This window comes from Candidatus Nitrosopumilus sp. (genome assembly GCF_965223225.1).
Lineage (GTDB): Archaea > Thermoproteota > Nitrososphaeria > Nitrososphaerales > Nitrosopumilaceae > Nitrosopumilus.
On the sequence record NZ_CBDCVU010000004.1, the window covers coordinates 1523789 to 1548368 of the forward strand.

The following is a 24580-nucleotide window of genomic DNA, read 5'->3' on the forward strand; positions in this document are numbered from 1 at the left end:
AAGACTTATGACTAAGTAATTTGTTATGTTTTGTGATCACGGAAATTAAATTCTAAATTTGCAAACGCAAAGATCTTTATACGATAACAAATTGGTTTTTTGAAAAAAGATCATAAAATCATTTTTCTTGAACATCAAGTGAAAATTCAGATGTAGAAAGTTTCTGTCCACAAGATGGACATTTACCATTGTAGGAATTCATCACATCTTTTAGAGATTTCAGCATTTTCATATTTGTGATCTTTTCTCCACATTTACCACATGTAACTTCTACAGACATGACATGGATCAATATCCAAAAATATTAAGAATCTTTTCTGAATTTTTTTTAATAATTCAAATAAATTATTTTACTGTTTTTCAACAATGATTCCACGTTCATCAAAGCCAGTGATTTTGGCTTTTGTTCCAACCGGAAGATCTTCAGGAGTGGCAATTCCACCCATAAAACCAGATATTCGTAAATCAGAGTTATCAAGATGAAGCACAACAAAGGCATATGGAGTATATTTCTCAAATCCTGCAGGGGGTACAGTAATTATGGTATAGGTAGCAACAGAGCCTTTACCATCCAATATAGCATCTTCAAAGCCTTTACTGCCACATTTCTGACAAAAATAGACAGTAGATAAGTGAAGATGGCCACATTTTGTGCATTTATGGGCTAAGACTTTACCTTGTTTGGCATTCTCAATTAGTTGTTCTTTTACTGACATTTTACACACTTTGGAATAAATGTACGGCACAACTTGCACCTGTTGCACCAAAATTATGTGTTAAACCAATTTTAGCATCTTTAACAGATCTTGCTCCTGCATTACCAGTCAATTGATCAAAAACTTCAACTACTTGTCCAACTCCAGTAGCTCCGATTGGATGTCCTTTTGATTTGAGGCCACCAGATGGGTTAATAGAAATATCAGAATTTAGACTAGTTCTCCCTTCACGTACAGCTTCTACTCCTTTTCCTTTTTCAAAGAATCCTAAATCTTCAGTGTCTACCACTTCTGCAATCGTAAAACAGTCGTGCACTTCGGCAAAATCAACATCTTTAGAAGTGATACCTGCCATTTTGTATGCAGCTTCGGCTGCAATTTTAGTACTTGGAATTGTAGTCATATGCTCACGTCCTTGCAATGCAGCTGGAGAACCTCCTCTGCCAGATCCAATTACTTCAACATAATCGCCTCCATGTTCTTTGGCAAATTTTTCTGAGCATAAAATTACTGAACTTGCACCATCAGAGAAAGGACAGCAATCATAAAGTTTGAGGGGACTTGCAACTACTGCAGAATCCATTACATCGTCTACTGTAATCTTTCTTTGTAAGTGAGCTTTAGGATTTAATACACCGTTTTCGTGATTCTTTACTGCAACTTTTGCAAAATCTTCTTCGGTTGCATCAAATTCTGTTAGGTATGCTCTTGCCATAGAAGCAAACAAACCTGGAAATGATGCACCTGCTTGTCCCTCATAGAAAAAGTCTGAACAGTATGCAAAATAAGTTGTAGTCCATTCAGTTCCAGTATGAGTTACTTTTTCAACTCCGGTAACAACAAGACAATCGTAAAAACCAGCTGCTACATTAGCATAAGCTTCTCTAAATGAGACTGAACCACTTCCACAAGCAGATTCTATAGATAAAGAAGGTTTGTCTGAAATACCCAAATTACTCATCAATACAGGTCCCAAATGTACCTGTTTATCTGCCACACCAAAAACATTTGAAATATACGCTGCTTTGATCTCTTTTGGATCAATTCCAGCACTTTCAATGGCTGAAACTGATGCCTGAGTAGTAATATCTGCTATACTATCTGCTAATTTTCCATATTTGGTACTTCCAGCACCAAGAACACAAACCTTTTCCATAAAAGTCACTGACCTTTCTCCCTATAAAAATTGTTTTAGTAAAAGCAATATCTGAATTGGTATCAAAAAAACGGGTAATTCAAAGTGTGCAACTAAAAGAAACTAGGACAAGACACAGTACGAAAACCACAAAATCTCAGGTCAATATATTCAAAAAAGAAATCATTCAGTATCTAGATAGTAATGGGTACCTGTCTTGGTCATCAAAGGAAAAAAAATACATTATTCTTGGAACAAATTCACCAAAAAATGGACTAGTTCAATGCCCACAATGTAAGTTAGGAGAGTTAATGGTAATCAGATCTAAGGTATCAAGGAAACGATTCATAGGTTGTTCAAATTTTTATGGAGGTTGTAAAGCATCCTCACCGTTATTACAAAAAGCAAAGCTTAGAGCAACAAAAAAACCGTGTATGATATGCAGTTGGCCAATGGTAATTTTTCGTTATTCTAGAAATCAAAAATGGACAAAACAATGTTCAAACATTAAATGTAAAAGTAGAAACACTAAATCTTCAAAGTAGAATAAACATCGGTTCGCCTATTTTGTAGAAGAGGTAAAACCTTTCTGGTTTCTTCTACTAAGTTCAAATCAATATCCACAAAACCGATTCCTTCTTTTTTCTTCATATCCAAAAGAATTTTTCCGTACGGATCAATTGCCAAACTTCTGCCACAATAAATATTTCCAGTTTGATCCGGTGCAATAACATAACAACCATTTTCAATTGCACGTGTTTTGTTAATCGTAATCCAATGTTCTTCTTTTGATTTTCCCTTAACCCATGCAGATGGAGCAATTAAAACTTCAGAACCAGCAATAGCAAGGGAACGCGACATTTCTGGAAACCGTAGATCATAACAAATCATCATACCAACTTTCCCAATAGAAGTATTCACAGGTTTTTCAATTTTGGAACCCGGAGTCATCTTGTCGGATTCTCGAAATCCAAGTGCATCATAAAGATGAATTTTACGATATGTAGAGATAATTTTTCCAGATGTATCAACAATAAATGATGTATCATAAACACGATCTTTTTTCCTACTTTTTTCATAAATTGTTCCAATAACTTGAATTTGATTTTCTTTTGCGCTTTTACAAATTTGTGAAACAAAATTTCCAGTTATTGATTCAGATTCATTTGCAAGTTGTTTTGCACTTTGGGAGGAGTTTGTATAAAACATCATAAATTCAGGAAAAGCACAAATTGTTGCATTCTTTGAAGCTGCTTTAGAAATATACGAAGTAATTTTATCTAGATTTTTTTGTTTATTTACTGATGCTTTGAATTGAACAATTCCAACTTTCATGTAATATTGTAAAGTAATTGGATTGTAGGGATAAGTGTTTGGTACAATTACTAAATGTACCATTTTCTTCTTATTCTATTTCATTAGAAAATAATTAAACCAATAATTGTGTGTATGTAATTCCTTGACTGGAAACCTTCCAGTCTTTTTTTCAAAAATTTTTTAAATTTGTTTACGTGTAAATGTAAAAGGATTTTTTAAGAAATGCTTCAGCATACAAGAAGAAAGTTACATCAAAAGTGTATTCAATTTTTTACTGGGAATTTTATTACAGAGATTTCTATTTTCATGCCAAATTAACAGAGGTAAATTTTGAAAATTGAATATTTGATTTCTTAGTTTTAGTTCATCGTTTGAAATATTCAATGAATTAGAATTTAGGATAAAAAAAATTAATGAGGAATCTTTGTTCGGTTAATATAACCACTATTTTCTAAAATATTCGATGATATCATACATGTTGTTAAATTGTAGTCCTGGTTCAGAAAAAGAGGTAATTTCAGAAATTAGTTTACTTGATGGAATAGTTGAAGTCAATGGTGTTCTTGGTAAATATGATATATTCGTCAAAATATCAGGCGAAAACCCAGACATCATGGAAACAATAATTTCTAAAATCAGAAAAATCAAAATGATAAGCAGTCATACCCTTCCTGTAATTTATGGACAAGGTGGGACAATTGATAAAGAAACAGAGTAATTTAGAACATAGTTATGTATGAAACAATAATAATTTCAGATTAGATTTTAATTACAGACAGCATACACTGGATTTTATTTTAAGATGGAATTTTTTATTTAAATTCTGAAAATTAAATCTTGTACAATATTTAGCATACTGATGAATTATACTATTTGTTTTTAAATGAAACTTATCAAGATGCCAATAGGTATTCCTTTACTAGAGTTATCTGCGGGTTACCAGCGTCCACAGGTTGGGCAATTGGCCCAATCTTTTCTTAATACATTTTGTAGCAGAAAATTCTTGTCAATTAGAAATAATGAGTTTTTTTTTCACATATCAAAAAAGAGGGTTAAAAAAATTTGCAGTCGAAAATTCACATCATGTAAATCAATATGATCAAGTTGTTACAATTGTTCTCCTGCTAAGAACCAATTTTCTTTTGGATTATCCTCAAATACAACGATCACATGACTTTCTTTGGTTTTTAGAATTTCAACTGCGGATTTGGTAATTGCCTTTGCAAATTCATCCTTTTGTTCTTGTGTTCTACCCGGATACATTGACACTGTAATCAATGGCATGTCTTTTCAGATGATGTATTAGATTTATGTTTTCAATAATCTGGTCTGTAACCATATCGTGTGCCATAGGTAAAATCAGAAGAATGTGTTTTTTTGTAGATGAAACCAGTTATCAGGCCTATAACAAAACCACCTATATGTGCAAGAAAAGCAACTCCGCCACCAGTTGCAACACCAAACCCTCCTACAAATAATGGCAACAAGTTCTGAAAAATTAACCAAAATGGTAAGAACCACCTTGCCTGAACATGAATAAAGAAATATCCCATTAATGTTAAAATTCGAGCTCGTGGAAAAATTACCAAATAAGCTCCAAGTACTCCTGAGATTGCACCAGAAGCTCCTACTGCAGGAATAACACTATTAGGATCACCAGCTATGTGTATCAAACCTGCAACAATACCCCACACCAAATAGATTGCAAGATATTTTATTTTTCCAAATTTTTGTTCAATGTTATCACCAAATACCCACAAAAATAGCATATTTCCTCCAAAATGCATCAAGCCACCGTGCATGAATATAGAGCTGAGTAAGGAAACGTACGGTGCATCTGGACAAGAAATTGTTACAGGTCCAGCTCCAAAGTCGATGATTGAAACTGATGCTCCAGTTATACAATTGGGGACTGCTCCCCAGTTGTAAAACATTGAAAATGCATTTTGATTAGAAAAGTCAAAGAATTGCCCTGTAATCGCGACTTCTATGAAAAAAATAATTGCATTTACAATAATGAGAGATATAGTCATCTTTGGTTTAAAACCAGGTGGATGAGGATTCTCATCTTTAAGTGGAATCATTAGATACTTAATTTTGTAAAAAAACGTATAATAACATTTTTTAAAAATATAAAAAAATAAGATGAGAAATAGTTAAACATGAAGACTCTTCCATTTCTCATCTAGATTATGGCCGGTATGATAATTCTAACAAGAGTATGTAAAAACAAAATTGGTTCATTTGTAAAATATACCAGTTAGTAGTTAGATTTGTAGCAACTAGAATCTGAAACAAGACAGAAAAGGTATTAAAAAATTAAGAGTTCTCTTCAAATAATAATTATTTGACGTTGAATTAGTATTTCAATTCCTTCTAGAAATTCATCATCAGATATTTGATCAGTAGCCCACCAATTTGCTGGTAATTTCAACCATTGTGGTATTTTTTGTTTAGAATCATCTGATGTATACATAGGAGAAGAAACAAGTTCTTTTTGAATTAAGAAATCAATTCCTTCTAGAAATTCATCATCAGATATTTGATCAGTAGACCACCAATTTGCATTAAGTTTTATCCAATTCGGAATTTTTGAGATTTGAGGTGGAATACCTACTTCAAAACCAGAAATTTTCAAAACCCCCTGAGACCTAGGATCTACATTAAAAGCCACGTGCCAATATCCCATTTCATCTATACTCTGAATGAATTCAATTGGTTCATCATTCAGAGTAACATCAAACTTTTCATTACCTGAGATTGGAGCAAATTCAAAATTTGCATAGGTCTCTAATGGATAGCTGTTGTAACCCCTTATGCTTAGAACGGTTCCTTCTTCATTAAATTTTGCAGCAGAATACCACGCTCCAGAATCATATCTAAAATCAAATTCTTCACCATTCTTAATTGTAGTAACTGGAACAACCGTAGTATCTACGGGTGCAAAGCAGCTATAATAAAAAATATCATCTGTTACAGATGGATCTGGATACATAGAAAAATTAACTATTTCACCAGGATCGATTTTATTGATATGTTCCATATTCTGTACAATATCTAATACTTGTTCATACCCATGAATTACAGCATAGACTTTTGGGTTGAAAATAGTAGTGTTTCCAGTATTTTGAATTCTGCCTGTAAGATGACCATCTTCATATTGCACCAAAGTTTCATCGTAAATGACTTCCAAGAAGAGAGGATCCTTGTTTGTAATTTCAAATGTAATATTCGGAGGAAGTAAAACTGGATTATCACTTGATACTTCAGGGAATTTTATTTTGAATGGGACTTCAGAACCTGAGCTTAGTGGAACATGTCTAATTGTTTTTGATAGAATTTCAGAATTATCTTTTATTGAAACATCTATTGTTGGAATGATTGCATACTCAAAATTATTTTTTACATTCCCAATGACGGTGTAAACCCCATTAGAATCAAAATATGGCAAATATTCTTCAGGAGGAACAAACACTTCAGCATAAGAAACTTGGAATAGAAAAGTAAATGAAATTAAAAAACCAAGCAAGAATACAAAAAGTTTTGCTGTAGACAGACTAAAAGGAATTGATAATATCCTCGAATCCAGACACTGGTTTTTCGATAAAGTTTGGTTTATAGTCTTCAATTAATTTATCAATAACATCTCGGGCTTTAATATAATATCTTTTTTTAAAGTCAATGAACTTTATTTCTACTAAAGCATCTGTCACTAGTTGGCTTAGACAAAGAGAAACTGTTGATGGTGATTTTTTAACTGCTTTTACTAACTGAGTAAATTCTAGCCCCTCATCTTCTATTAACGCAAGTATTAATGCTCTAGGAGTTTCTTTTCTTAGTGCCTTAATTACAGTAGATTCAAGCTCAGTGATATGGGGAGGGAAAAACCTAGCCTGTCTAGGACCTCTAACTACCTTAATTATTCCATGTTTTTCTAATTTACCTAAATAGTGGCTCAATACTCCGTTTTTTAACCCAGATGAACGCATAATTTCTCGGAATTGAATTCCAGGATTTTGTTCTATAATTTGCTGAATCTGTGAATCTCTGTTAGTCATTTCTAAACACCCCTAAGGCCAGTAAGCCCAATGTGGCAAACGTCAATAAATGTCCTACTTCAGAGAGAGGAACATCTCCAAAGTCATAAGCAGAAGGCCAAGTGGCATCAACTAGCAAGGTAATTTCAGCAACTATGAAATTTGAAAATGCTATTGTACTTAGCAACAATCTTTTTGTTTGTAGCCTTGAATAAGCAATGCATGCCAATACGCTAATGAAAACAGCTAGGGTGATTCCACCTACATGTAAGAAGATATGGGCAATGTGAAATCCATGAAGTAAGTGAGGAATTATTATCGGTAATGCAAGTATTGCTACAACTCCGGCAACTATCAATGAGAATAATTTAGATTTTCTCTCAACGATCTGTTCAGGCCTAAACATGGTAACAAAATTTAGTGAATTATCAATTTAAGGAAACTGGTTCAATTCTCGAAATTGATGAGATCATACACGAATAACACCATTTTCAATTAAGAATTCTAATCCTTGAAGAAAAGTTGCATCATCTAAGGAGCCTTCAGCCCACCATCCAGCGTTGTTCTTTATCCAAGATGGGATCTCTTGGGATTCAGATCGGACTTGTTTTTCAGAAGAAACTAAAATTACTTCATTTTTGACCAAAAATTCAATCCCACGAATAAAAGTGCCATCATCTATTTGTTCTGAAGACCACCAAGAAGCATTATTTCGTATCCAATCAGGGATCATTGCAGAATTTTCTGAGAGGGTTATTCGATCAATAACTATTGGTATTGTTGTTTTTGCTAGTTTGTTATTATCCAAGTTTTCAAAATTCAAGTGAACAATTCCTGAGACATCTTCAGGAATTAGAAATTCAGCTTTATTGTGCACATCTTTTACATCACTACTGATACCATTTTGTTCATAAATTATTCTTTCATCTTGAGTTACAGAGAAATAATATTCAGTTGCAACGGGTTTGTTCTTTAAGAAAATTTCAGTAACATCAAAATTTATTTCTGCATTTGAACCGGACTTGAGATTCTCAGGTTCCCAAAAAACCAGAATCCTAAATTGTCCATTATCTGTGACCGAACTAAGATGAACATCATCACGATTTGGTTTAATAACAAAATTCATTCCATTTTGAGTCTCGGTGTTTCCAAATATCTTGAGTAATTCTTTTTGATAAATAATAAAATGAACAATGCGTTCATCAGAAAAAAAATCATCAATATTTACAATATCTTCAGATAGTTCTATTCCATTGACGTTCATTTTAAATCCAGAAACCAGTAAATCGCCAAACTCATTTGGAATAACAATTTCTTGGTGAACTACTGAGGTTTGATTGATATTTTTTTCACTCCATTCAAAGGGCATATAATATTTGATTTCTTTAGAAGTTGGATCATACTCAAAATTAGAAATCTCATCATAATACGTGACAACCTCAATACTTTGTGTGTCAAAATTAGGATCTACAAAACTATGAGTAGTTGTTTGAGGTATAGATATGCCAGCATTGAAAACTAGAGGAGTTTCTAATTTTTTTGAATATCCATCTGCGGTAAGTATTGTTATGTCAAATTTGTATAATCCACCTTCACTTAATTGAGAACCTTTCACATCAATGAGTCTACTGTCAAGACCCAGTAGAGAACCAAAAAAATTAGCATTTTGCTTCTCATCTATGACAATAGAGGAGGTATCTTCAGATACAAAATTAAAAACCAAGAATCCATTATCTGCTTGAAATTCTTTTTCAAATAAGAAATTCTCACCCCGTTCAGATTTTATTAGAAAAGTTACATCCCGTAAGGTAATTTTTGAATCAAAATCAATTAGAGAGATAGAGATTTGTTGATCATCATTTGTTTCAGGATCACTTTGAGAAGATGACACTTCTACTGTGACAAGTTTGCCATCAAGTGATACTGGAGGAAACGTTTCACTGCCGACGCCATGACCATATACATCATTAATAGAAATTATAGAAACAAATGCAAATACAAGAACTATAGTGAAAGATGAGATTTTCAAATTAGGTCCACTGGTTGGGATCTTTTTTTCTAATTTCTTTTCCATCAATCGTGATCGTATCATTTTCTTCAAATACAGTATGCCATTTTCCATTACTTGGAAAAATCTTATTCATCTCTTCGAATTTTTTATTGGTTGGAGCCTTGTTCATCAGCGCACCCCACCTCATGTTAGGTATTTTTGGCATGATGTCATTGATGTCTTTCATGATAATTTCATCCCACACATAATTTATTTAAAAATCCATTACTAAACTCGCATAATCCCTTCTTGGATCAAATATTGGATGCCTTGAACAAATGTTTTATCATCAATGGAATCATCTGCCCACCATCCAGCATTGTTCTTTATCCAAGATGGAATGTCTTGTGAATCAGAGGCGGTTCCTTGTGCAGTCTGAGGAATCTTCATTATTCCATTTGTTATCAACCACTGTATTCCTTGAACAAATGTTTTATCATCAATGGAATCATCTGCCCACCATCCAGCATTGTTCTTTATCCAAGATGGAATCTCTACAGAGTCAGAAACGGAAGGAGTATTGTTGTCATTCACTGGAGCCCCAGGACCTATTTCAATAATTGCAGAACCAATTCCAGCATAAGTTGGATCATAATCCAATCCAGTCCCATAAACCAAAAGATCAATCCTGATTTGTCCTTCTGAAGGAACAAAAACTCTTTGGATATCTATTCCCTCAGTTGAAAGAATTCCGGGATTTGTATCATCATCACCAGCGTATCGAGTTATTTCTTGATCAAATTCATCGAGTACTACATATGCATATCTAACATCTTTGAGTAATTGTCGCTCTTCATCAAAGAAAGCAAATTCAAATGGAATTGCTTGGTTTGCGCCATATTGACCATCCCAAGAGATAGTTACAGTAGTAGGAACTTGTTCATAATTTACCGTGTCAACAAGGTAAAATTCTGTAGAACTCTTTGAGGCTTTATCTAATGGTACAAGTTTTAGATTCATATTGCCAGTATCATAATTTTCTGGTCCTAACGACTCATTGATTTTTGTAAGTTCAGCATTCGTAATTAGAAAATGAACAACATTAGTGTCATCGTAAGAATAAGGATCGTTTAGTAAGGCTCTTTGATCAATCTCAACACCATTAACATATCCTTTGAATTGTTTTCCTTCAGCGTATGGCACAAATGATTTAGGAACTCTAACCTCTTCATGTACAACTTGTACAAGTTCTACATAATCAGGACTCCAGTCAAAGGCCATATCAAAACTAATTGAATTATCAGATGTATCAAATTCAAAGTTTTCAACTTCGTCATAGTATGTTTTTACAATTATTGGAATCTCCTCTGCACTTGCAGTCTGAATTACAAAGTCTTGTTCTTGTGCAATGCTTACAAACGTATCATAGCTTAGCAGATTTGCAAGTACTGTTTTTGGACTGGTTGCACCCTCAATATCTATTCGAATATTGTACAAACCACCTTTGTCAAAAATAGGACCAGTGATAGTTGGTCTGGCACAAGTATCTAGGTTTTCATCATTGCATGCTGCACCCTGCACAAACAATGCACCAGGAGCAGTAACGTGTTCAGAACCACCATAAATTGTACATTTCCATAAATCAGCTTCAGAACAACCAGTTTCTGGACGTATTTCAACATCTAATCGTCCATCTAAATCATAAAACAGATTTCTTGCCAAGAGATCACCGGCTCTCCAAACCTCAATTCGATAGGTTACTTTTTCCAAAGTTGTGTCAGTTAATGTGTCAAAGAATCTAACTTTCATGTTAATATCATCAATATCACCTATCGTAATATCAGAAGGAGTAAGATCAGTTCTGACTGTAACTTTCATATCTCCAAAGGATATGGGTTCAGCTTGATCACCGCCCAGACCATGAGCAGAGGCATCAGGTAAAACTGCAGGTATTGTAAATATTCCAATAATAGTTATGAGTAAAGCGAACTTTTGATTCAACAACAAAATTAGGTTAAGTCCATATTTAAAGCTGGTACAACATTACTGCGGATAGTATTTTTTTGATAAAAGAGAGTAGAATTTTTATTTATGAATTTCAAACAAAACGTATGAAATTTTTAATTGCATTGCTATTAATTCCTCTTTTGACCATTCCTGCATTTGCAGAGTCACAGACATTACCTACAGACAAAGGAACATTAGATGTTAAATTAACTTATGATTCAATTGAACCAAATGTTCAAACAAAATTAGAGATTGATTTTCTAAATCCACAAACACAAAAGGTTCAAGAACATATTGATTATACAATTGCTATTTCTAAAGATGGTGAAACTGTTTTTGGCCCCATTCCACTTACACATACTTCTTTGGGTTCAGTCAAAATACCAATTGAGTTCAATTTGGGTGAGGGGATTTATTCCATTGACTTTGAAGTTGAGGGGATTTTGTTTCAACCAATTCCAACTGAAACTGTTTCATTTGACATCTTAGTTGGAGAGGCTCATGGCCAACCAACAGAACAAGAACAACCAACAGAACAAGATGAGAATGGAGGATGTTTGATTGCAACTGCCACCTTTGGTTCAGAGCTGGCACCACAAGTACAACAATTAAGAGAACTTCGTGATAATATTGTTTTACAAACAAATTCAGGAGCAGCTTTTATGACTACTTTTAATCAATTCTATTATTCATTTTCTCCAACAATAGCAGACTATGAAAGAGAACATCCAGTCTTCAAAGAATTTATGAAGTTAGCTCTAACTCCAATGATATCATCATTATCAATTCTGAGTTTGGTAGATATAGATTCTGAACAAGAAATGCTAGGATACGGAATTTCTGTTATCCTACTTAATGTTGGAATGTATTTTGGAATACCAGTATTTGGAATCATAAAAGCATATCAAGTTCGAAAAAACTAAGTCTTAATGATGGAAATTCCAGTGAGGTTTTTATGTATCCGATCAAGTACTCATTCCAATGAAGACAAAAGCAATTGGCTCTTTCTTTGTACTATTTGCTATTGCAGCTGGAGTTTTTACAATGACACCTGCTGCTTTTGCAGATCATCCAGAAGTCACAATTGTGCCAGCAGAAGGTTCAGCATCACCAGGATGTGAGGAAACTGAGGAAGGTTGTTACATTCCAAAGGTAGCAACAGTTGATGTTGGAGGAGTAGTAGTATTCTCAAACACAGATTCTGCAGCTCACACATGGACTGCTGGAAGCTTAGCTGATGGCCCTACCGGTGAATTTGATACTGGACTATTAATGGTAGACAATTCATTTGAATGGAAAGCAGAGACCGTAGGTGAAATACCATATTTCTGTATGGTTCATCCTTGGATGGTAGGTGTGATTATAGTACAAGAAGCAGGAGCAGCTGATCATGGTGATGACAACGGTATGATGCACTCTGATGGAGATGCAACTGCAACCGGAATGTTATCAGATGGTACAATGGTTTCAATATGGACTTCTGAACCAACTGCAGGTGAAATGATGGAAATTTCTATTGAATTTGCAGATTCAGAACATGTTAACCACGATATCATGGTTACACAAAATGGTAATGAAGTACTCTCTGATGAAGGAGCACATCACCACGATGGTACTGGTATGCACAAAACAGCACCACTAGATTCTTCTGATCCAGTAGATATCAAAATCACATTCCAAGGTTTTGGTGTTGATGAAAAAACTGGACCAATCGGTGAAGAAGTAGTATTCTCAAACGTTGTCCCAGAATTTGGAACAATTGCAATGATGATACTAGCTGTTGCAATCATAAGTATCGTTGCAGTAACTGCAAAATCTAGAGTCGTTCCAAGATTTTAGGAATACCTCTTTTCTATTTTCTTTTTACTAATGCAATTATTGCTAAGATAATAGCTGCAGCTGCAATAGACAAACCAAAAATTGCAAAGTCGTATGCCATGCCACCATTGGTTGCAGGAACAGATGTTTCACCTGTTTTTAGTTTAGAGACATCCTGTTGCAATGAGGATATGGCATTCTTTAGAGCAGTAGTGTCTGCAGGTCCTTCGCTGCTTCTAGGTGGAAAATCCAAGATTGCTGTGCTCTCAACATCCTCAATTGGGATTTGTATGACAACAGGAGTTCCATCAACTTCGCCATTTAGATCAATAGAATAACTTCCAGTTTTGGTAGGAATTATTGGTGAAAAATAATAACCGGGTCTGAGGTCAGAATTAAAATCAATTTTCTTGGTTGCACCACCAAACACTACTGTAGCATCTAGTGACTTGAATGCATGAGTAACTCCTTTGATTGAACCTTGGCTTTCACCAGGTTCAGTAATTTTCATGATGATGTCATTTCGTATACCAACAATAGGTGGTTCGACTACCCAACCAGCTTCTATTTCATAATGTTCAACTTCTACAGTAGTATGTGCATATGAAGGTGGTACTGCCATCAGGCCAATTGTAAAAACAAATGCAATAAAACCAAAAAATAATAATTTCATGATTACTATTTTAAAAATGCAAGTTATTATCTTTATGTAGAGTGGTACAAATTACGAATTAAATGAAAACTGTTTAAATTGTCAATATTGACCTGAAGATCAAATGAAAAAAGTTTTGATCATGTTTGTAATTTTATTTTCAGTTTCTATTTCCACAGCTTATGCTCATCCATTTACAGAAGAAACAATTCCAAGTTTGACCTCGAATTCACCTGCAGGAGTTACAGAAGTAATTGTATTTTTTTCTGAACCAGTTGACATAGATTTTAGTCAGATCAAAGTACTAGACAGTAACGGAAATCAAGTTGATAATAGAGATACAAACTATTATGAAGATGAAAAATCACTCATAGTTACAACCCCACCATTAGAAGACGGAATATACACCGCATCCACCAAAGTTCTATCAAAAGTAGATGGTCACTTGGTTCCAGATGCATTCTTGTTTGCAGTTGGAGATGTAGTGATTCCAGATATGGATATTGAGAAACCTTCGGAAATAATTTTTCTTACCGAAGCAGGAGCCAGATTCCCAGGATTAGTAGGTCAGACAATAATTTTGGGAGCAATCATCGCATCTCTAATAATTTGGGGAACTCAGAACAAGTATATCATCAAAGAGGAGATAGACAAGATTCAAAGACTACACCATGGAAAGTTTATGTCAATCACAGGGATTGGGCTAACGTTAGTTTTTGTTTCAAATATTTTGATGCTAGTAATTCAAGTCATAAGATTAGAGACATCACCAATTGATGTCATTGAGACTTATTTTGGAAACATTTGGTTGCTCAGAATGGCAATTACAGTTGTCTTGCTAGGCTTGTGGTTTGGTGCTGATAGAAAAAAATTATTATCAAAACGAAACCAAATACCTATTCTAATAGCTTCTCTAATACTGATTAGCACTTCAAGTATGATTGGACATGGAGCAGCTAGTGGCATAGAAGCTGCATTTGTTCTGGACTATATCCACAATTTGGTTGCAGCAATCTGGATAGGAGGAATTATTTATTTTGTTTTCATTTTGCTTCCTGCACTATCAGAACTAAAACAGACAAAACAAGAAAAATTAAGCCTACTGCTAATTCCAAGATTTTCAATTGCATTTGTCATTTCCTTAGGAGTTGTAATAATAACTGGCCCAACCTTGATGTGGTTTTTGGAAAGCGACGTGCAATTAATTACAGAATCAGTTTATGGGCAGCTCATCATATTAAAGATTGCAATTGCAGCAGTAATGGTTGGACTAGGAGGGTTTTTCCAGTTCAGACTACAAAAAAATGGTGAAAAGAACATTCATTCTGGAAAAACAGACATACACAAAAAATTAAAAAAATCCCTCAAAATCGATGTAGCATTAGGAATCATACTGTTAGGTGTAGTAGCATTAATCACAAATGGAACTTTACCTGCAGGTGAAATACAAAAAGTTGATGCGCAAGAAATTATCTATGGTTTTTCAGCAATAGAATTTACTGAAAGTACAAAAATGGATATCAACATATCTCCATTTTCAAGTGGAAAAAATACAGTTACAGTCAAAGTAAGTGACTTTGAGAACAAGCCGCTATACGATTCGGATCAGATAAAAGTAAAGGTATCAAATCCAACAAAAAATCTTTCAGCTATTGAAGTTCCAATGAAAATCACCAAACAAGAAAGCAATGAACCAATAGAATTTCAGGGAGAGGCAACGTTTGGATTTTCTGGAAATTGGCAACTAGAAGTGGAAATTCAAAGAACCGAGAAGGCTAGCGAATCTAAGATTATCCAATTGACAATAAAACCAAGACTTGCAAATATTCAAACTCAAGTTATTGAGTATGAACTTCCTGAAGATGCAACACCATGGTTCCCAATTTATGACGGAAAAAAATCTATTTGGATTAGTGATCCTTCAGCTCCTCGTATATGGGAATTTTCACTTGAAACAGAGAAATTTACACCATATTCATTTGATGGTCTAACTACTATGACATTAACGCAAGACAAAGAGGGCAGAATTTGGTTTACCGATACATCAAGAAATCAGATTGGATTTATTGATCCAGATAACAAACAGATAACAACCAAAACAATTCCAGATCTGGATCCTGTGATTTCAGATAATGCTCCAATCTTCATTCAGGCAGACTTTAATGGGAATTTGTGGATTTCAATTGTTAACAAAGATAGAATTCTAAAATATATTCCAGATTTGGACGAATTTGAAGAAATCATACTACCTGAGAGGCAATCATTACCTTTTGCTTTAACAATTGATGAGAATGGAATGATTTGGTACAGTACAACTGGAACTGGCAAGATTGGATTTATTGATCCAGATAACAACGAAATAACTCAAATTACATCTGAAACAACACTTGAATCTCCAGAGGCACTGATTTTTGATGAAGAGGGGAATTTATGGATTGCAGAGCATACAGGGCTTGCAATTACAAAATTTGACCCCATACTAGAGACGTTTGAAAGAATCCCAATTTTTGATGAAGAAGCATTGCCCTTTGGAATGACATTTGATAGATATGGGAATATTTGGTTTGCACAACATACAGTTGATAACATTGGAGTGTATGATCCAGATAACAAAGACATGATTGAGGTTGCAGTGCCTTCTGAGACATCCTTTGTACAATTTATGACATCAGATAGAGATCAGAACGTATGGTTTGTTGAACAACAAGCAAACAAAATTGGTACAGTCAAGATAACAGAAATGCCAATAACATCTACACAAATAGAATCAACAAATAATCTGAAAATCAAATATACTGAAATTGCATCACCATTAATTGCGCTAGGAATTATTGCAACATCGCTGTTCTTTGTGAAGAGTGTTCAAGACAAAAGAAGATTGAATTTAGAACTTAATTCATAATCAGTAATTATATACTGTTTGTCATATAGAGAAGCTGAATAAATTCCAATCAGGAGAAAATGTCATCTAAATAAAGATGAAATGGTATCCTGTAAATTTTACAAATTGAATTTGAATGAAGTTTTCTTTGTTACAAAAATTATTCCTACAACAGAAATAAGCAAAATTAGCATTGCTATTGTTCCAAATTCGGGAGCTACCATAATTCCAAATTCGGTTTCTTGTCCGGTATTACGAATGTTTTCAAATTTTATTACAGTAGGTCCTGTCTGATCTTCAGCAAATGTGAATTTTTCAAATTCTCCTCCTATCTGAGCAACACCAGATACTCTATGGATTTCATTACCATTTTGAAGTATGACAAATGTATAGTCAGAACTTCGTAATGGCTCCCCGGTAGCGCCATCACGGATAGTGAAAATAAAATTAGTATCAACACCAGGCTCAATATTTACAGGATCCCATGCAAGATTTACCTGGAAATCTTCACTTATTGTATAGGCAACTAATGGAAATTCAATATTCTCACTAGTTGTTAAAGTAAATACAATATTATCTGGCAAAGGTTGATCTAGTCTTTTCATTTCATTTTTTAAAAATCTCAGATGGTCCTGCAGGAGTACAAAATGAACAATCCTTTCATCGTCTTCAGTATAATCATCAATGGTTACAGATGCTTTGAATAATTCAATTCCATTTGCATAACCTGTATAGCTAGGCGATAAAAGGTCTGTAAAGTCTTTTGGAAAATGAACCTCCTCATGTACAACTGGAATATGGGACATTTTTTCTTCTCTCCAATCAAAAGGCATTTCAAATGTTACCTGTTTTTTTAGAGGATCATACTCAAAGTTAGAAATTTTATCAAAGTATGATTTTAAGCGGAATTCAACATCATTATTTTCTGTATCTTTTTCAATAAAAGAAACTGTTTCTACAATAGTCAAATCAGCAGTATGTACAGTAGAATTTTCAATGATGTTATCTGGCTCATCAATTGTTCTAACTTCGAATTCAAAACTGTATAGTCCTCCAGAATCAAACAAAGGTCCAGTAATTTCAATTGGTTTGGATTCGGTTCCATGCCAAGCCCCAAGCAACAAATCTTGTTCTCCTTTAATTTCAATTGTCTCTTCTTGATTTGGAGTAACTAGAATCGATAAGATTCCATTTTCTGTAAAGAAATAATTTCTAAAGATGATTTCATTTTCATGAAATAGACCAATAAGAAAGGTTACATTTTTTGCATTTTCTTTTGTTTCGTTATCTGTAGCAGTAATGGTGATAGTTTGTTGATCGTTTTCAAAATAAGTTGGCATTTCAACTGATATTGAAATGTCCTTGCCTGCAACATCTATAGATGAAATTTTATCAAATCCTAGACCATGTCCATAAACGTTAGGAGTAGAAATTAAAAGGAACGAAGCTATTACAAAGAAGCCAAATTTTGAAGATTTCAACATTATATCTATTACATAGGGTTATTTTACTGTCAATAATTTCTCGACGCGTTGAAGTAAATTTTCCATTGTGGTAGCCTCCAGAATTGGTTGTAATTCATTTGGATCTTTTGCTCCCAAAGCAGACAAAGAATAGACATAATCAATCGTAGGAGTATCTGTAGTAAGGTAATATTGTTCCAAAACATGATCTAATGCATTTGGCTCAACTGTTTGAGGCAAAGCTTGAAAAATTATTTTTTCTTTCCAGAGTTTGACCAAAGTCTCCCACCTTTGTAAAGATATACTTTCATCAATTTCAGGTATCATTTCAACTTCTGCTTGTATGTACATTTTTTCTTTAATGCTCTTTTGTTCATGTAATTCGAATATCTCTTGATGACCCTCTACTGAAAGAGGATCATAGTTGGCAGGTTGAGGAATAGAAGGGGGGATTATTTGCTTTATTTTGAATGAATTTCTGCCAATTGTTTCAATATGTAATTGCAATCCATCAAGTTCAACATCCTTGCATTTTGTAATCTTTGCAATTGTTCCCACCATTTGTGGAGCATTCCATCCTTTAACAGAATTATTTGGATCAATCAAACATACTCCAAACTGTCCGTCACCCAACATACAATCATCAACCAATTGTTTGTATCTGGGTTCAAAAATACGCAATGGGAGTTCCTGTCTTGGGAATAAAACAAGGTCTAAAGGAAATATCGGAATTGTCTTTGTCTTTGCCAACTCTAATTATTAAAATGTCTCCAGATATATGGAATACGAATGGTTTGGAAACCTAAAAGGCAATTTCATTTAAAGTTAATCCCAATAATGCAGCACGAGTATGTTTTCCGTATTCGGCTTGTTCAAAATATTTTGCATTTTTTGTCTTATCAACATCAGTTGAGATCTCATCAATTCGTGGAAGGGGATGTAAAATAATACAGTCATCTTTCATTTGGTTTAAAAGATCTAAACCAACAACATAACTGCCTTTAACTTTGAGATATTCTTCCTCATCAGGGAACCTCTCTTTTTGTATTCTTGTTACATAAAGAACATCAACATCATCAATATGTTCTTCAATTTTAGTAGATTCAGAAAAATCTAATCTTTTTTTGATTTCATAAGTAGAATCAGATCTTATGCGTAAAGACTCTGGTGAGATTAACCTAACATCAACATCATAATTTCCCAATCCATACAAGAGAGAGTAAACTGTTCTTCCATATTTGAGGTCACCCACAATTCCTATCTTCAAGCCATCAATCTTTCCTTTTTCTTTTTTAATTGTGTACAAATCTTGAATAGCTTGTGTAGGATGTTCTTCAGTTCCACTACCTGCATTAATTACAGGTTTTTCAGAAACTTCTGCTGCAAATCTACTGGAACCATCCAAAGTGTGTCTTAAGACAAGCACATCTGAGTAAATCGACATTATTTTGACAGTATCAGATAGACTTTCACCTTTTTGCGTTGATGATGATGAAACATCAGATATTCCAAGTGAATTACCTCCGATTGAGGCCATTGCTGAATCAAAACTAAGACGTGTTCTAGTACTAGGTTCATAAAACAAGTATCCCAAAGTTTTACCCTTGCAAATTTCTCTTCTTTGTATGGGATCAAGTTGTAAAATTTTATCTGTATATGAAAATACGGTTTCTAGCTGCTCCTTATCAAAGTCTTTGATGGATATGATATCTTTTTGATAGAATTCATTCATTCTTTCAATAATATATACGGGTGACTATACAAAGTATTCTGATGGAACAGTCCGAGCTTTTGGTTCGACGTATTAAAGAGGGGACAGTTATCGATCATATTGACGAGGGTAGAGGTTTACAAGTCTTAAATGCATTAAGAATCGATGGCAAGGATGGAAGTCTTATCACTATTGCATTGAATGTTCCAAGTGGAAAATTTAAGAAAAAAGACATCATCAAAGTGGAAAATAAATTTCTAAAAGATGATGACACTAACAAACTGGCAGTAATTGCACCAAAGGCTACCATCAATATGATAAAAGACTACAAATTGGTTGAAAAAAGAAGAGTTTCCTTGCCAAATGAGATAGACAGGATATTTCGATGTGCAAATCCAGACTGTATAACAAATAGCATGGAACACATAGAATCAGTTATGGATGTAATTGACAAAGAAGGAAGTGTGCTGAAATGTCGATACTGTTCTAGAATTTTAGATGTAAATCAACTAAAATATAATTAGAATAAAAAAATCTAAAAATTTGAAAAAGATGTTGTCAGGATTATTGTCCTAAGATGATAAACATCATGACTATACCGTAGATAGCGATTGATTCAACCATACCCACGAAGATGAATACTTTTGACTGTAATGCCGGATTCTCACTGATAACTGCAAGACCTGCTGCACCAACTTGACCAAGACCAATTCCTGCTCCGCCTGCTGCAATACCAAAGGCCAAACCAGCTCCTAAGAGTTTCATAGAATCGCCGCTTGATGCACCTTCTTCTGCTGCGAATGCAACTCCGGTTGAACCCAGAATTGAAATTGCTGATGCTGCCAAAAGTAACAAGACGATCGTTTTCATTTATGGTGTGGCTCCATTAGATCCTTATTTAAATCATGGTGAGGAAGTAAGATCAAATTCGTTCTAAAGTTTTCTTTTTGAAAGATACCAGATCATCCTTGATAGAACTTACAAATTTGTCATAATCAGCATCTACTTCTTTTTTAGAATTTTCAAGTAATTTTTTAATTTCATCTTTTGCCATTTTATTTTCTACTTTCCATCTTAGCTTTGACTTTTTTTAACTTTGCGAATTCTTCTCTTTCTCGCTCTTCTAGAGTTGCAAGAATGAATCGAATTTTTTGTTGGTATTGTGGAATAATTACATTTTCTAAAGCATTAAGTAACTTTTGAGTTTTTTCTAAAGCTTTAGCAAGGCTAAAGATAGAATTTTCATATTCTGCTGCTTTACATATTTTTGGCAACAGTTCCTTAATTTGTTTAGCAGCTCTATCAATTGAAGAATTAGTGTCAGCAAACCCATAAGGCATTGACTTGGTATCTTTTTCTGTAACAGACAAAGCTGGAATTTTGACATCAACTACTCGTCTAACATGCACATCAACTTCCATTACTGGAGGTGTGGATTCAGCAACAGAGTCCACGGTATTCGTACCTAATGCCAAATATGCTTCATTAACAGATTTGTAGATATCTTGCAATGGATCCCAAATACCTCCACGTGCTTTAGATGCCTCTTCAATCATCTCTTCGATATTTTTTAGAAGGACTTTTCGTTTGTCATCTAGGATCTTCTGAACCATCACGGCGACTTGGCTAGATTTTTTATATTTTAGGAGTTCAATTTTTGTTGCAGCAACATTTTGCCCAAATGACATTTTATCATTCGTCCTGATAATATTGCTCTATGAATTTATCTTTAATTTTTGTAATCTCATTCTTTGGTAATTTAGAGACGATTTTCCATAAAACACTCAAAGTTTCTTCGATGGTTCTGTTTTCATCAGTTGCTTGTGTAAGAAATTCTTTCTCAAACACATCACCTACATCCATATACTTTAGGTCAATCTCTGTAAGTCCAGCTTTTCCAACAATTCCTGCCAGTGCTCTGACTTCTTGAGCGCGTGAATATGCATCATAAACCTGATTTGAAATTTCACCATGATCTGCTCTGGTACTTCCTTCACCAATTCCGTCTTTCATGAGTCTACTAAGACTCATCAAAATATTGATTGGAGGATATACTCCCTGTCTGAAGAGATCTCTTCCCAAGACGACTTGGCCTTCTGTAATATAACCAGTAAGATCTGGGATTGGATGAGTAATATCATCAGATGGCATTGACAAGATTGGAACCTGAGTAACGCTTCCTTTCTTTCCATTTAGTTTACCTGCTCTCTCATAAATTGTTGAGAGGTCTGTGTAAAGATAACCTGGATAACCTTTTCTTCCAGGAACTTCTTCTCGAGCAGCACTAATTTCTCTAAGTGCTTCAGCATAATTTGTCATATCAGTTAGTATAACAAGAACATGCATTCCCAATTCAAAGGCCAAATATTCAGCAACAGTTAATGCCACACGAGGTGTAATGATTCTCTCAATTGCTGGATCATCAGCAGTATTTAGGAATAGAACACTTCTTTTGAGTGCACCAGATTCCTCCAGACTTCGCCTGAAGTATTCGGCTTCACTATATTGCACACCGATGGCTGCAAAAACTACTGCAAAGTCGTCTTGCGTACCAACTACACTGGCTTGTCTCGCAATTTGGGCTGCTAAAAGATTGTGAGACATACCAGAACCTGAAAAGATTGGAAGTTTTTGTCCTCTAACAAGAGTTATCATACCATCTATTACGGATACACCAGTTTGAATGAAATCTTTTGGGTATTCACGTTGTTCAGGATTCATAGGTTCACCATTAATATCAATAAATTGATCAGCGATAGGATCTGGCAATCCATCTTTGGGTCTACCTAATCCATCAAAGACTCTACCAAGTACTTCTTTGGATACAGGCATTTCCATAACCTTTCCAACGAATTTTGCATTAGTTGCTGAAATTGACAAACCAGTTGTTCCTTCAAATACCTGAACAATTGCTTTACCATTTCCAACTTCTAGAACTTTACCTAATCTTCTTTCGCCATCTTTAGTTTCAATTTCTACTAGCTCATCAAATGCTGCATTTTCAACATCATCAACAATTACCAACGGTCCTTTGATTTCTGCTATCTTACTATACTGAACGCCACCTTCTGTGCTCAATTTGATACTTTCACTCCTGTAATTGATTTGAATTGTTCTTGCATATCATTATCTAATTGATCAAGTTTTGGCATTTCATCATCTTTGACATCCATTCGTGCTTTTAGTATAGAGTTTACCACAGACAAGTCACGTACATCGGATAGTGATGCGCCTTCTTTAAGTGCTTGTTGACCTTTCTTGTAAAAGTCAACTAACAGTTTTAGTAACTTGTATTGTTTTTCAGGGCTACAATAGGTGTCAACATCATCAAATGAATTTTGTTGTAACAAACCAATTTTTACCATTCTGGCTACTTCAAGAATTAATTTTTCTTCGTCAGGTAATGCTTCCGGACCCAATAGTCTAACAATTTCTTTAAGTGTGTCTTCTCTTTGTAAAACACCATATGCTTCACTTCGAAGACTAAGCCAATCTTCATTGATATTTTCTCCCCACCATTTTGCTATATCTGCAAGATATCCAGAATAACTATTCATCCAATTGATAGATGGGTAATGTCTAGAGTATGCCAACTTTGCATCCAAAGCCCAGAAAGTTTTGATAAATCTCATTGTATGGGTTGTAACAGGTTCTGTAAAGTCACCACCAGATGGAGAAACAGCACCAACAAGAGTTACAGAGCCATCGCGGTCTGGACTTCCAGCTGCTCTAACACGTCCTGCTCTTTCATAAAATTCTGCTAATCGCGATGCAAGATATGATGGATAACCCTCTTCTGCAGGCATTTCTTCTAATCTTCCACTCATTTCTCTTAGTGCCTCAGCCCATCTACTTGTTGAATCAGCTACAAGTACGACATCTTTTCCCATATCTCTATAATATTCTGCGATAGTCACACCAGTATAGATACTGGCTTCTCTTGCAGCTACTGGCATGTTACTAGTATTTGCAACTAAGACTGTTCTATCCATAAGTGGTTTTCCACTACGTGGATCTTTAAGATGAGGGAATTCTACCAAAACTTCGGTCATTTCGTTTCCTCTTTCTCCACAACCGATGTAAACAACAACTTGAGAGTCAGCCCATTTTGCAATTTGGTGCAAGGTAACTGTCTTGCCGGTTCCAAATGCTCCTGGAATTGAACCTGTTCCTCCTTTTGCAATTGGGAAGAAAGTATCAATAACACGTTGTCCTGTCAGTAATGGAACAGTAGGATCATATCTGTTCTTGTATGGACGAGGTTTTCTAACAGGCCATCTATGATACATCTTTAGAGGGATAGTTTGCCCATCTTTCTCAGTTGAAGCAAGATCTGCCTCTAGATCATAGTCGCCTTCAGATACAATATTTGTGATTTTTCCACCTGGATGATCTGGTGGAACCATAATAGAATGTTCAATAAGATCGGTTTCTTGAACAGTACCAATTACATTTCCTGCTGCTACCTCATCTCCATTACTTACAGATGGAACAAAGTGGTATTTCTTTGTCATATCAACAGGAGTTGTAGTAATGCCTCTACCGATAAATGAACCAGATGCTTTTGATAATTCTCTTAGAGGTCTTTGGATTCCATCATATAGTTGTCCGATAATTCCAGGACCTAATAATACACTTAATGGATTTCCAGTACCAATTACTGGTTCACCAGGTTTTAAACCACTGGTTGACTCGTAAACTTGGATAAATGCAACATTTCCGGTCAATCTAATGACTTCACCGACAAGTTTGGAATTACCAACCGTTACTGTTTCATACATTTTTGCGTCAGCCATTCCGTCAGCCTTTACTGCCGGACCGCTTACCCATACAATTCTGCCTTGTGCTGCCAT

The 24580-nt window shown here is 34.7% G+C and carries 26 protein-coding genes; 5 read left to right on the forward strand and 21 right to left on the reverse strand.

Features of this window, described 5'->3' with window-relative positions; translation table 11 throughout:
* Positions 1–118 precede the first annotated feature (118 nt).
* The 4 genes from ACOQN3_RS09675 to ACOQN3_RS09690 form a co-directional block, all read right to left on the reverse strand.
* On the reverse strand, positions 119–280 hold the full coding sequence (locus ACOQN3_RS09675; RefSeq protein WP_420546246.1) for a hypothetical protein: 162 nt from the start codon (positions 278–280) through the stop codon (positions 119–121).
* A 70-nt stretch (positions 281–350) separates the two neighbouring features.
* Positions 351–716: a Zn-ribbon domain-containing OB-fold protein gene (locus ACOQN3_RS09680; RefSeq protein ID WP_420546247.1), complete on the reverse strand. Its 366-nt coding sequence runs from the start codon at positions 714–716 to the stop codon at positions 351–353.
* Position 717: 1 nt separating this feature from the next.
* On the reverse strand, positions 718–1881 hold the full coding sequence (locus ACOQN3_RS09685) for a thiolase domain-containing protein (RefSeq protein ID WP_420546248.1): 1164 nt from the start codon (positions 1879–1881) through the stop codon (positions 718–720).
* 498 nt (positions 1882–2379) lie between these two features.
* Positions 2380–3186 carry a carbon-nitrogen hydrolase family protein gene (locus ACOQN3_RS09690; protein ID WP_420546631.1) on the reverse strand — a complete coding sequence of 269 codons (807 nt, stop codon included), beginning with the start codon at positions 3184–3186 and terminating at the stop codon, positions 2380–2382.
* A 457-nt stretch (positions 3187–3643) separates the two neighbouring features.
* Between ACOQN3_RS09690 and ACOQN3_RS09695 the strand changes: the two genes are divergently transcribed.
* Positions 3644–3886: an Lrp/AsnC ligand binding domain-containing protein gene (locus ACOQN3_RS09695; RefSeq protein ID WP_420546249.1), complete on the forward strand. Its 243-nt coding sequence runs from the start codon at positions 3644–3646 to the stop codon at positions 3884–3886.
* A 389-nt stretch (positions 3887–4275) separates the two neighbouring features.
* Here ACOQN3_RS09695 and ACOQN3_RS09700 read toward each other — a convergent pair whose 3' ends face one another.
* The 8 genes from ACOQN3_RS09700 to ACOQN3_RS09735 all read right to left on the reverse strand — a co-directional run bounded on the left by ACOQN3_RS09700 (position 4276) and on the right by ACOQN3_RS09735 (position 11196).
* Positions 4276–4452, reverse strand: a complete 177-nt coding sequence (locus ACOQN3_RS09700; RefSeq protein WP_420546250.1) for a tautomerase family protein — start codon at positions 4450–4452, stop codon at positions 4276–4278.
* A 32-nt stretch (positions 4453–4484) separates the two neighbouring features.
* Positions 4485–5252, reverse strand: a complete 768-nt coding sequence (locus tag ACOQN3_RS09705) for a rhomboid family intramembrane serine protease (protein WP_420546251.1) — start codon at positions 5250–5252, stop codon at positions 4485–4487.
* Between the two features lie 248 nt (positions 5253–5500).
* Complete coding sequence (locus ACOQN3_RS09710) at positions 5501–6697, reverse strand: peptidase (RefSeq protein ID WP_420546252.1); 1197 nt, start codon at positions 6695–6697, stop codon at positions 5501–5503.
* 28 nt (positions 6698–6725) lie between these two features.
* Positions 6726–7226, reverse strand: a complete 501-nt coding sequence (locus ACOQN3_RS09715) for a winged helix-turn-helix transcriptional regulator (protein ID WP_420546253.1) — start codon at positions 7224–7226, stop codon at positions 6726–6728.
* Positions 7219–7611: a hypothetical protein gene (locus ACOQN3_RS09720; protein WP_420546254.1), complete on the reverse strand. Its 393-nt coding sequence runs from the start codon at positions 7609–7611 to the stop codon at positions 7219–7221. Before ACOQN3_RS09720 ends, ACOQN3_RS09715 begins: the two co-directional genes overlap by 8 nt.
* A gap of 63 nt (positions 7612–7674) precedes the next feature.
* A complete protein-coding gene (locus ACOQN3_RS09725) occupies positions 7675–9279 on the reverse strand; it encodes a peptidase (protein ID WP_420546255.1) in 1605 nt (534 codons plus the stop codon).
* Complete coding sequence (locus ACOQN3_RS09730; protein WP_420546256.1) at positions 9236–9442, reverse strand: hypothetical protein; 207 nt, start codon at positions 9440–9442, stop codon at positions 9236–9238. Before ACOQN3_RS09730 ends, ACOQN3_RS09725 begins: the two co-directional genes overlap by 44 nt.
* A 41-nt stretch (positions 9443–9483) precedes the next feature.
* Complete coding sequence (locus ACOQN3_RS09735) at positions 9484–11196, reverse strand: peptidase (RefSeq protein WP_420546257.1); 1713 nt, start codon at positions 11194–11196, stop codon at positions 9484–9486.
* Positions 11197–11306: 110 nt separating this feature from the next.
* On the opposite strand from ACOQN3_RS09735, the gene ACOQN3_RS09740 reads away from it, so the two are divergent.
* Both ACOQN3_RS09740 and ACOQN3_RS09745 read left to right on the forward strand, forming a co-directional pair.
* Complete coding sequence (locus ACOQN3_RS09740; RefSeq protein WP_420546258.1) at positions 11307–12125, forward strand: CFI-box-CTERM domain-containing protein; 819 nt, start codon at positions 11307–11309, stop codon at positions 12123–12125.
* Between the two features lie 58 nt (positions 12126–12183).
* Positions 12184–13041, forward strand: coding sequence for a PEFG-CTERM sorting domain-containing protein (locus ACOQN3_RS09745; protein WP_420546259.1), 858 nt, complete (start codon positions 12184–12186; stop codon positions 13039–13041).
* 13 nt (positions 13042–13054) lie between these two features.
* Here ACOQN3_RS09745 and ACOQN3_RS09750 read toward each other — a convergent pair whose 3' ends face one another.
* Positions 13055–13693: a hypothetical protein gene (locus ACOQN3_RS09750; protein ID WP_420546260.1), complete on the reverse strand. Its 639-nt coding sequence runs from the start codon at positions 13691–13693 to the stop codon at positions 13055–13057.
* 103 nt (positions 13694–13796) lie between these two features.
* On the opposite strand from ACOQN3_RS09750, the gene ACOQN3_RS09755 reads away from it, so the two are divergent.
* A complete protein-coding gene (locus tag ACOQN3_RS09755; RefSeq protein ID WP_420546261.1) occupies positions 13797–16574 on the forward strand; it encodes a virginiamycin B lyase family protein in 2778 nt (925 codons plus the stop codon).
* 98 nt (positions 16575–16672) lie between these two features.
* Here ACOQN3_RS09755 and ACOQN3_RS09760 read toward each other — a convergent pair whose 3' ends face one another.
* Genes ACOQN3_RS09760 through pyrB form a run of 3 tightly spaced genes read right to left on the reverse strand, consistent with a single transcriptional unit; the run spans position 16673 to position 19748 of the window.
* Positions 16673–18037 (reverse strand): PEFG-CTERM sorting domain-containing protein, encoded by a 1365-nt coding sequence (locus tag ACOQN3_RS09760; RefSeq protein WP_420546262.1) that lies wholly within the window; start codon positions 18035–18037, stop codon positions 16673–16675.
* Positions 18038–18055: 18 nt separating this feature from the next.
* Positions 18056–18766 (reverse strand): LON peptidase substrate-binding domain-containing protein, encoded by a 711-nt coding sequence (locus ACOQN3_RS09765; protein ID WP_420546263.1) that lies wholly within the window; start codon positions 18764–18766, stop codon positions 18056–18058.
* 52 nt (positions 18767–18818) lie between these two features.
* Positions 18819–19748, reverse strand: a complete 930-nt coding sequence (pyrB, locus tag ACOQN3_RS09770; RefSeq protein ID WP_420546264.1) for an aspartate carbamoyltransferase — start codon at positions 19746–19748, stop codon at positions 18819–18821.
* Positions 19749–19789: 41 nt separating this feature from the next.
* Here pyrB and pyrI point away from each other — a divergent pair, with 41 nt between their 5' ends.
* Positions 19790–20251 carry an aspartate carbamoyltransferase regulatory subunit gene (gene pyrI, locus ACOQN3_RS09775; RefSeq protein WP_420546265.1) on the forward strand — a complete coding sequence of 154 codons (462 nt, stop codon included), beginning with the start codon at positions 19790–19792 and terminating at the stop codon, positions 20249–20251.
* 40 nt (positions 20252–20291) lie between these two features.
* Here pyrI and ACOQN3_RS09780 read toward each other — a convergent pair whose 3' ends face one another.
* From ACOQN3_RS09780 to ACOQN3_RS09800, 5 genes are all read right to left on the reverse strand, one after another.
* Positions 20292–20582 (reverse strand): ATP synthase subunit C, encoded by a 291-nt coding sequence (locus ACOQN3_RS09780; RefSeq protein ID WP_420546632.1) that lies wholly within the window; start codon positions 20580–20582, stop codon positions 20292–20294.
* 67 nt (positions 20583–20649) lie between these two features.
* Positions 20650–20781 carry a hypothetical protein gene (locus ACOQN3_RS09785; protein ID WP_420546266.1) on the reverse strand — a complete coding sequence of 44 codons (132 nt, stop codon included), beginning with the start codon at positions 20779–20781 and terminating at the stop codon, positions 20650–20652.
* Position 20782: 1 nt separating this feature from the next.
* Positions 20783–21415 carry a V-type ATP synthase subunit D gene (locus ACOQN3_RS09790; protein WP_420546267.1) on the reverse strand — a complete coding sequence of 211 codons (633 nt, stop codon included), beginning with the start codon at positions 21413–21415 and terminating at the stop codon, positions 20783–20785.
* Between the two features lie 4 nt (positions 21416–21419).
* Positions 21420–22805, reverse strand: a complete 1386-nt coding sequence (locus tag ACOQN3_RS09795) for a V-type ATP synthase subunit B (RefSeq protein ID WP_420546268.1) — start codon at positions 22803–22805, stop codon at positions 21420–21422.
* Positions 22802–24580, reverse strand: a complete 1779-nt coding sequence (locus tag ACOQN3_RS09800; RefSeq protein ID WP_420546269.1) for a V-type ATP synthase subunit A — start codon at positions 24578–24580, stop codon at positions 22802–22804. The genes ACOQN3_RS09795 and ACOQN3_RS09800 overlap by 4 nt, the downstream gene beginning before the upstream one ends.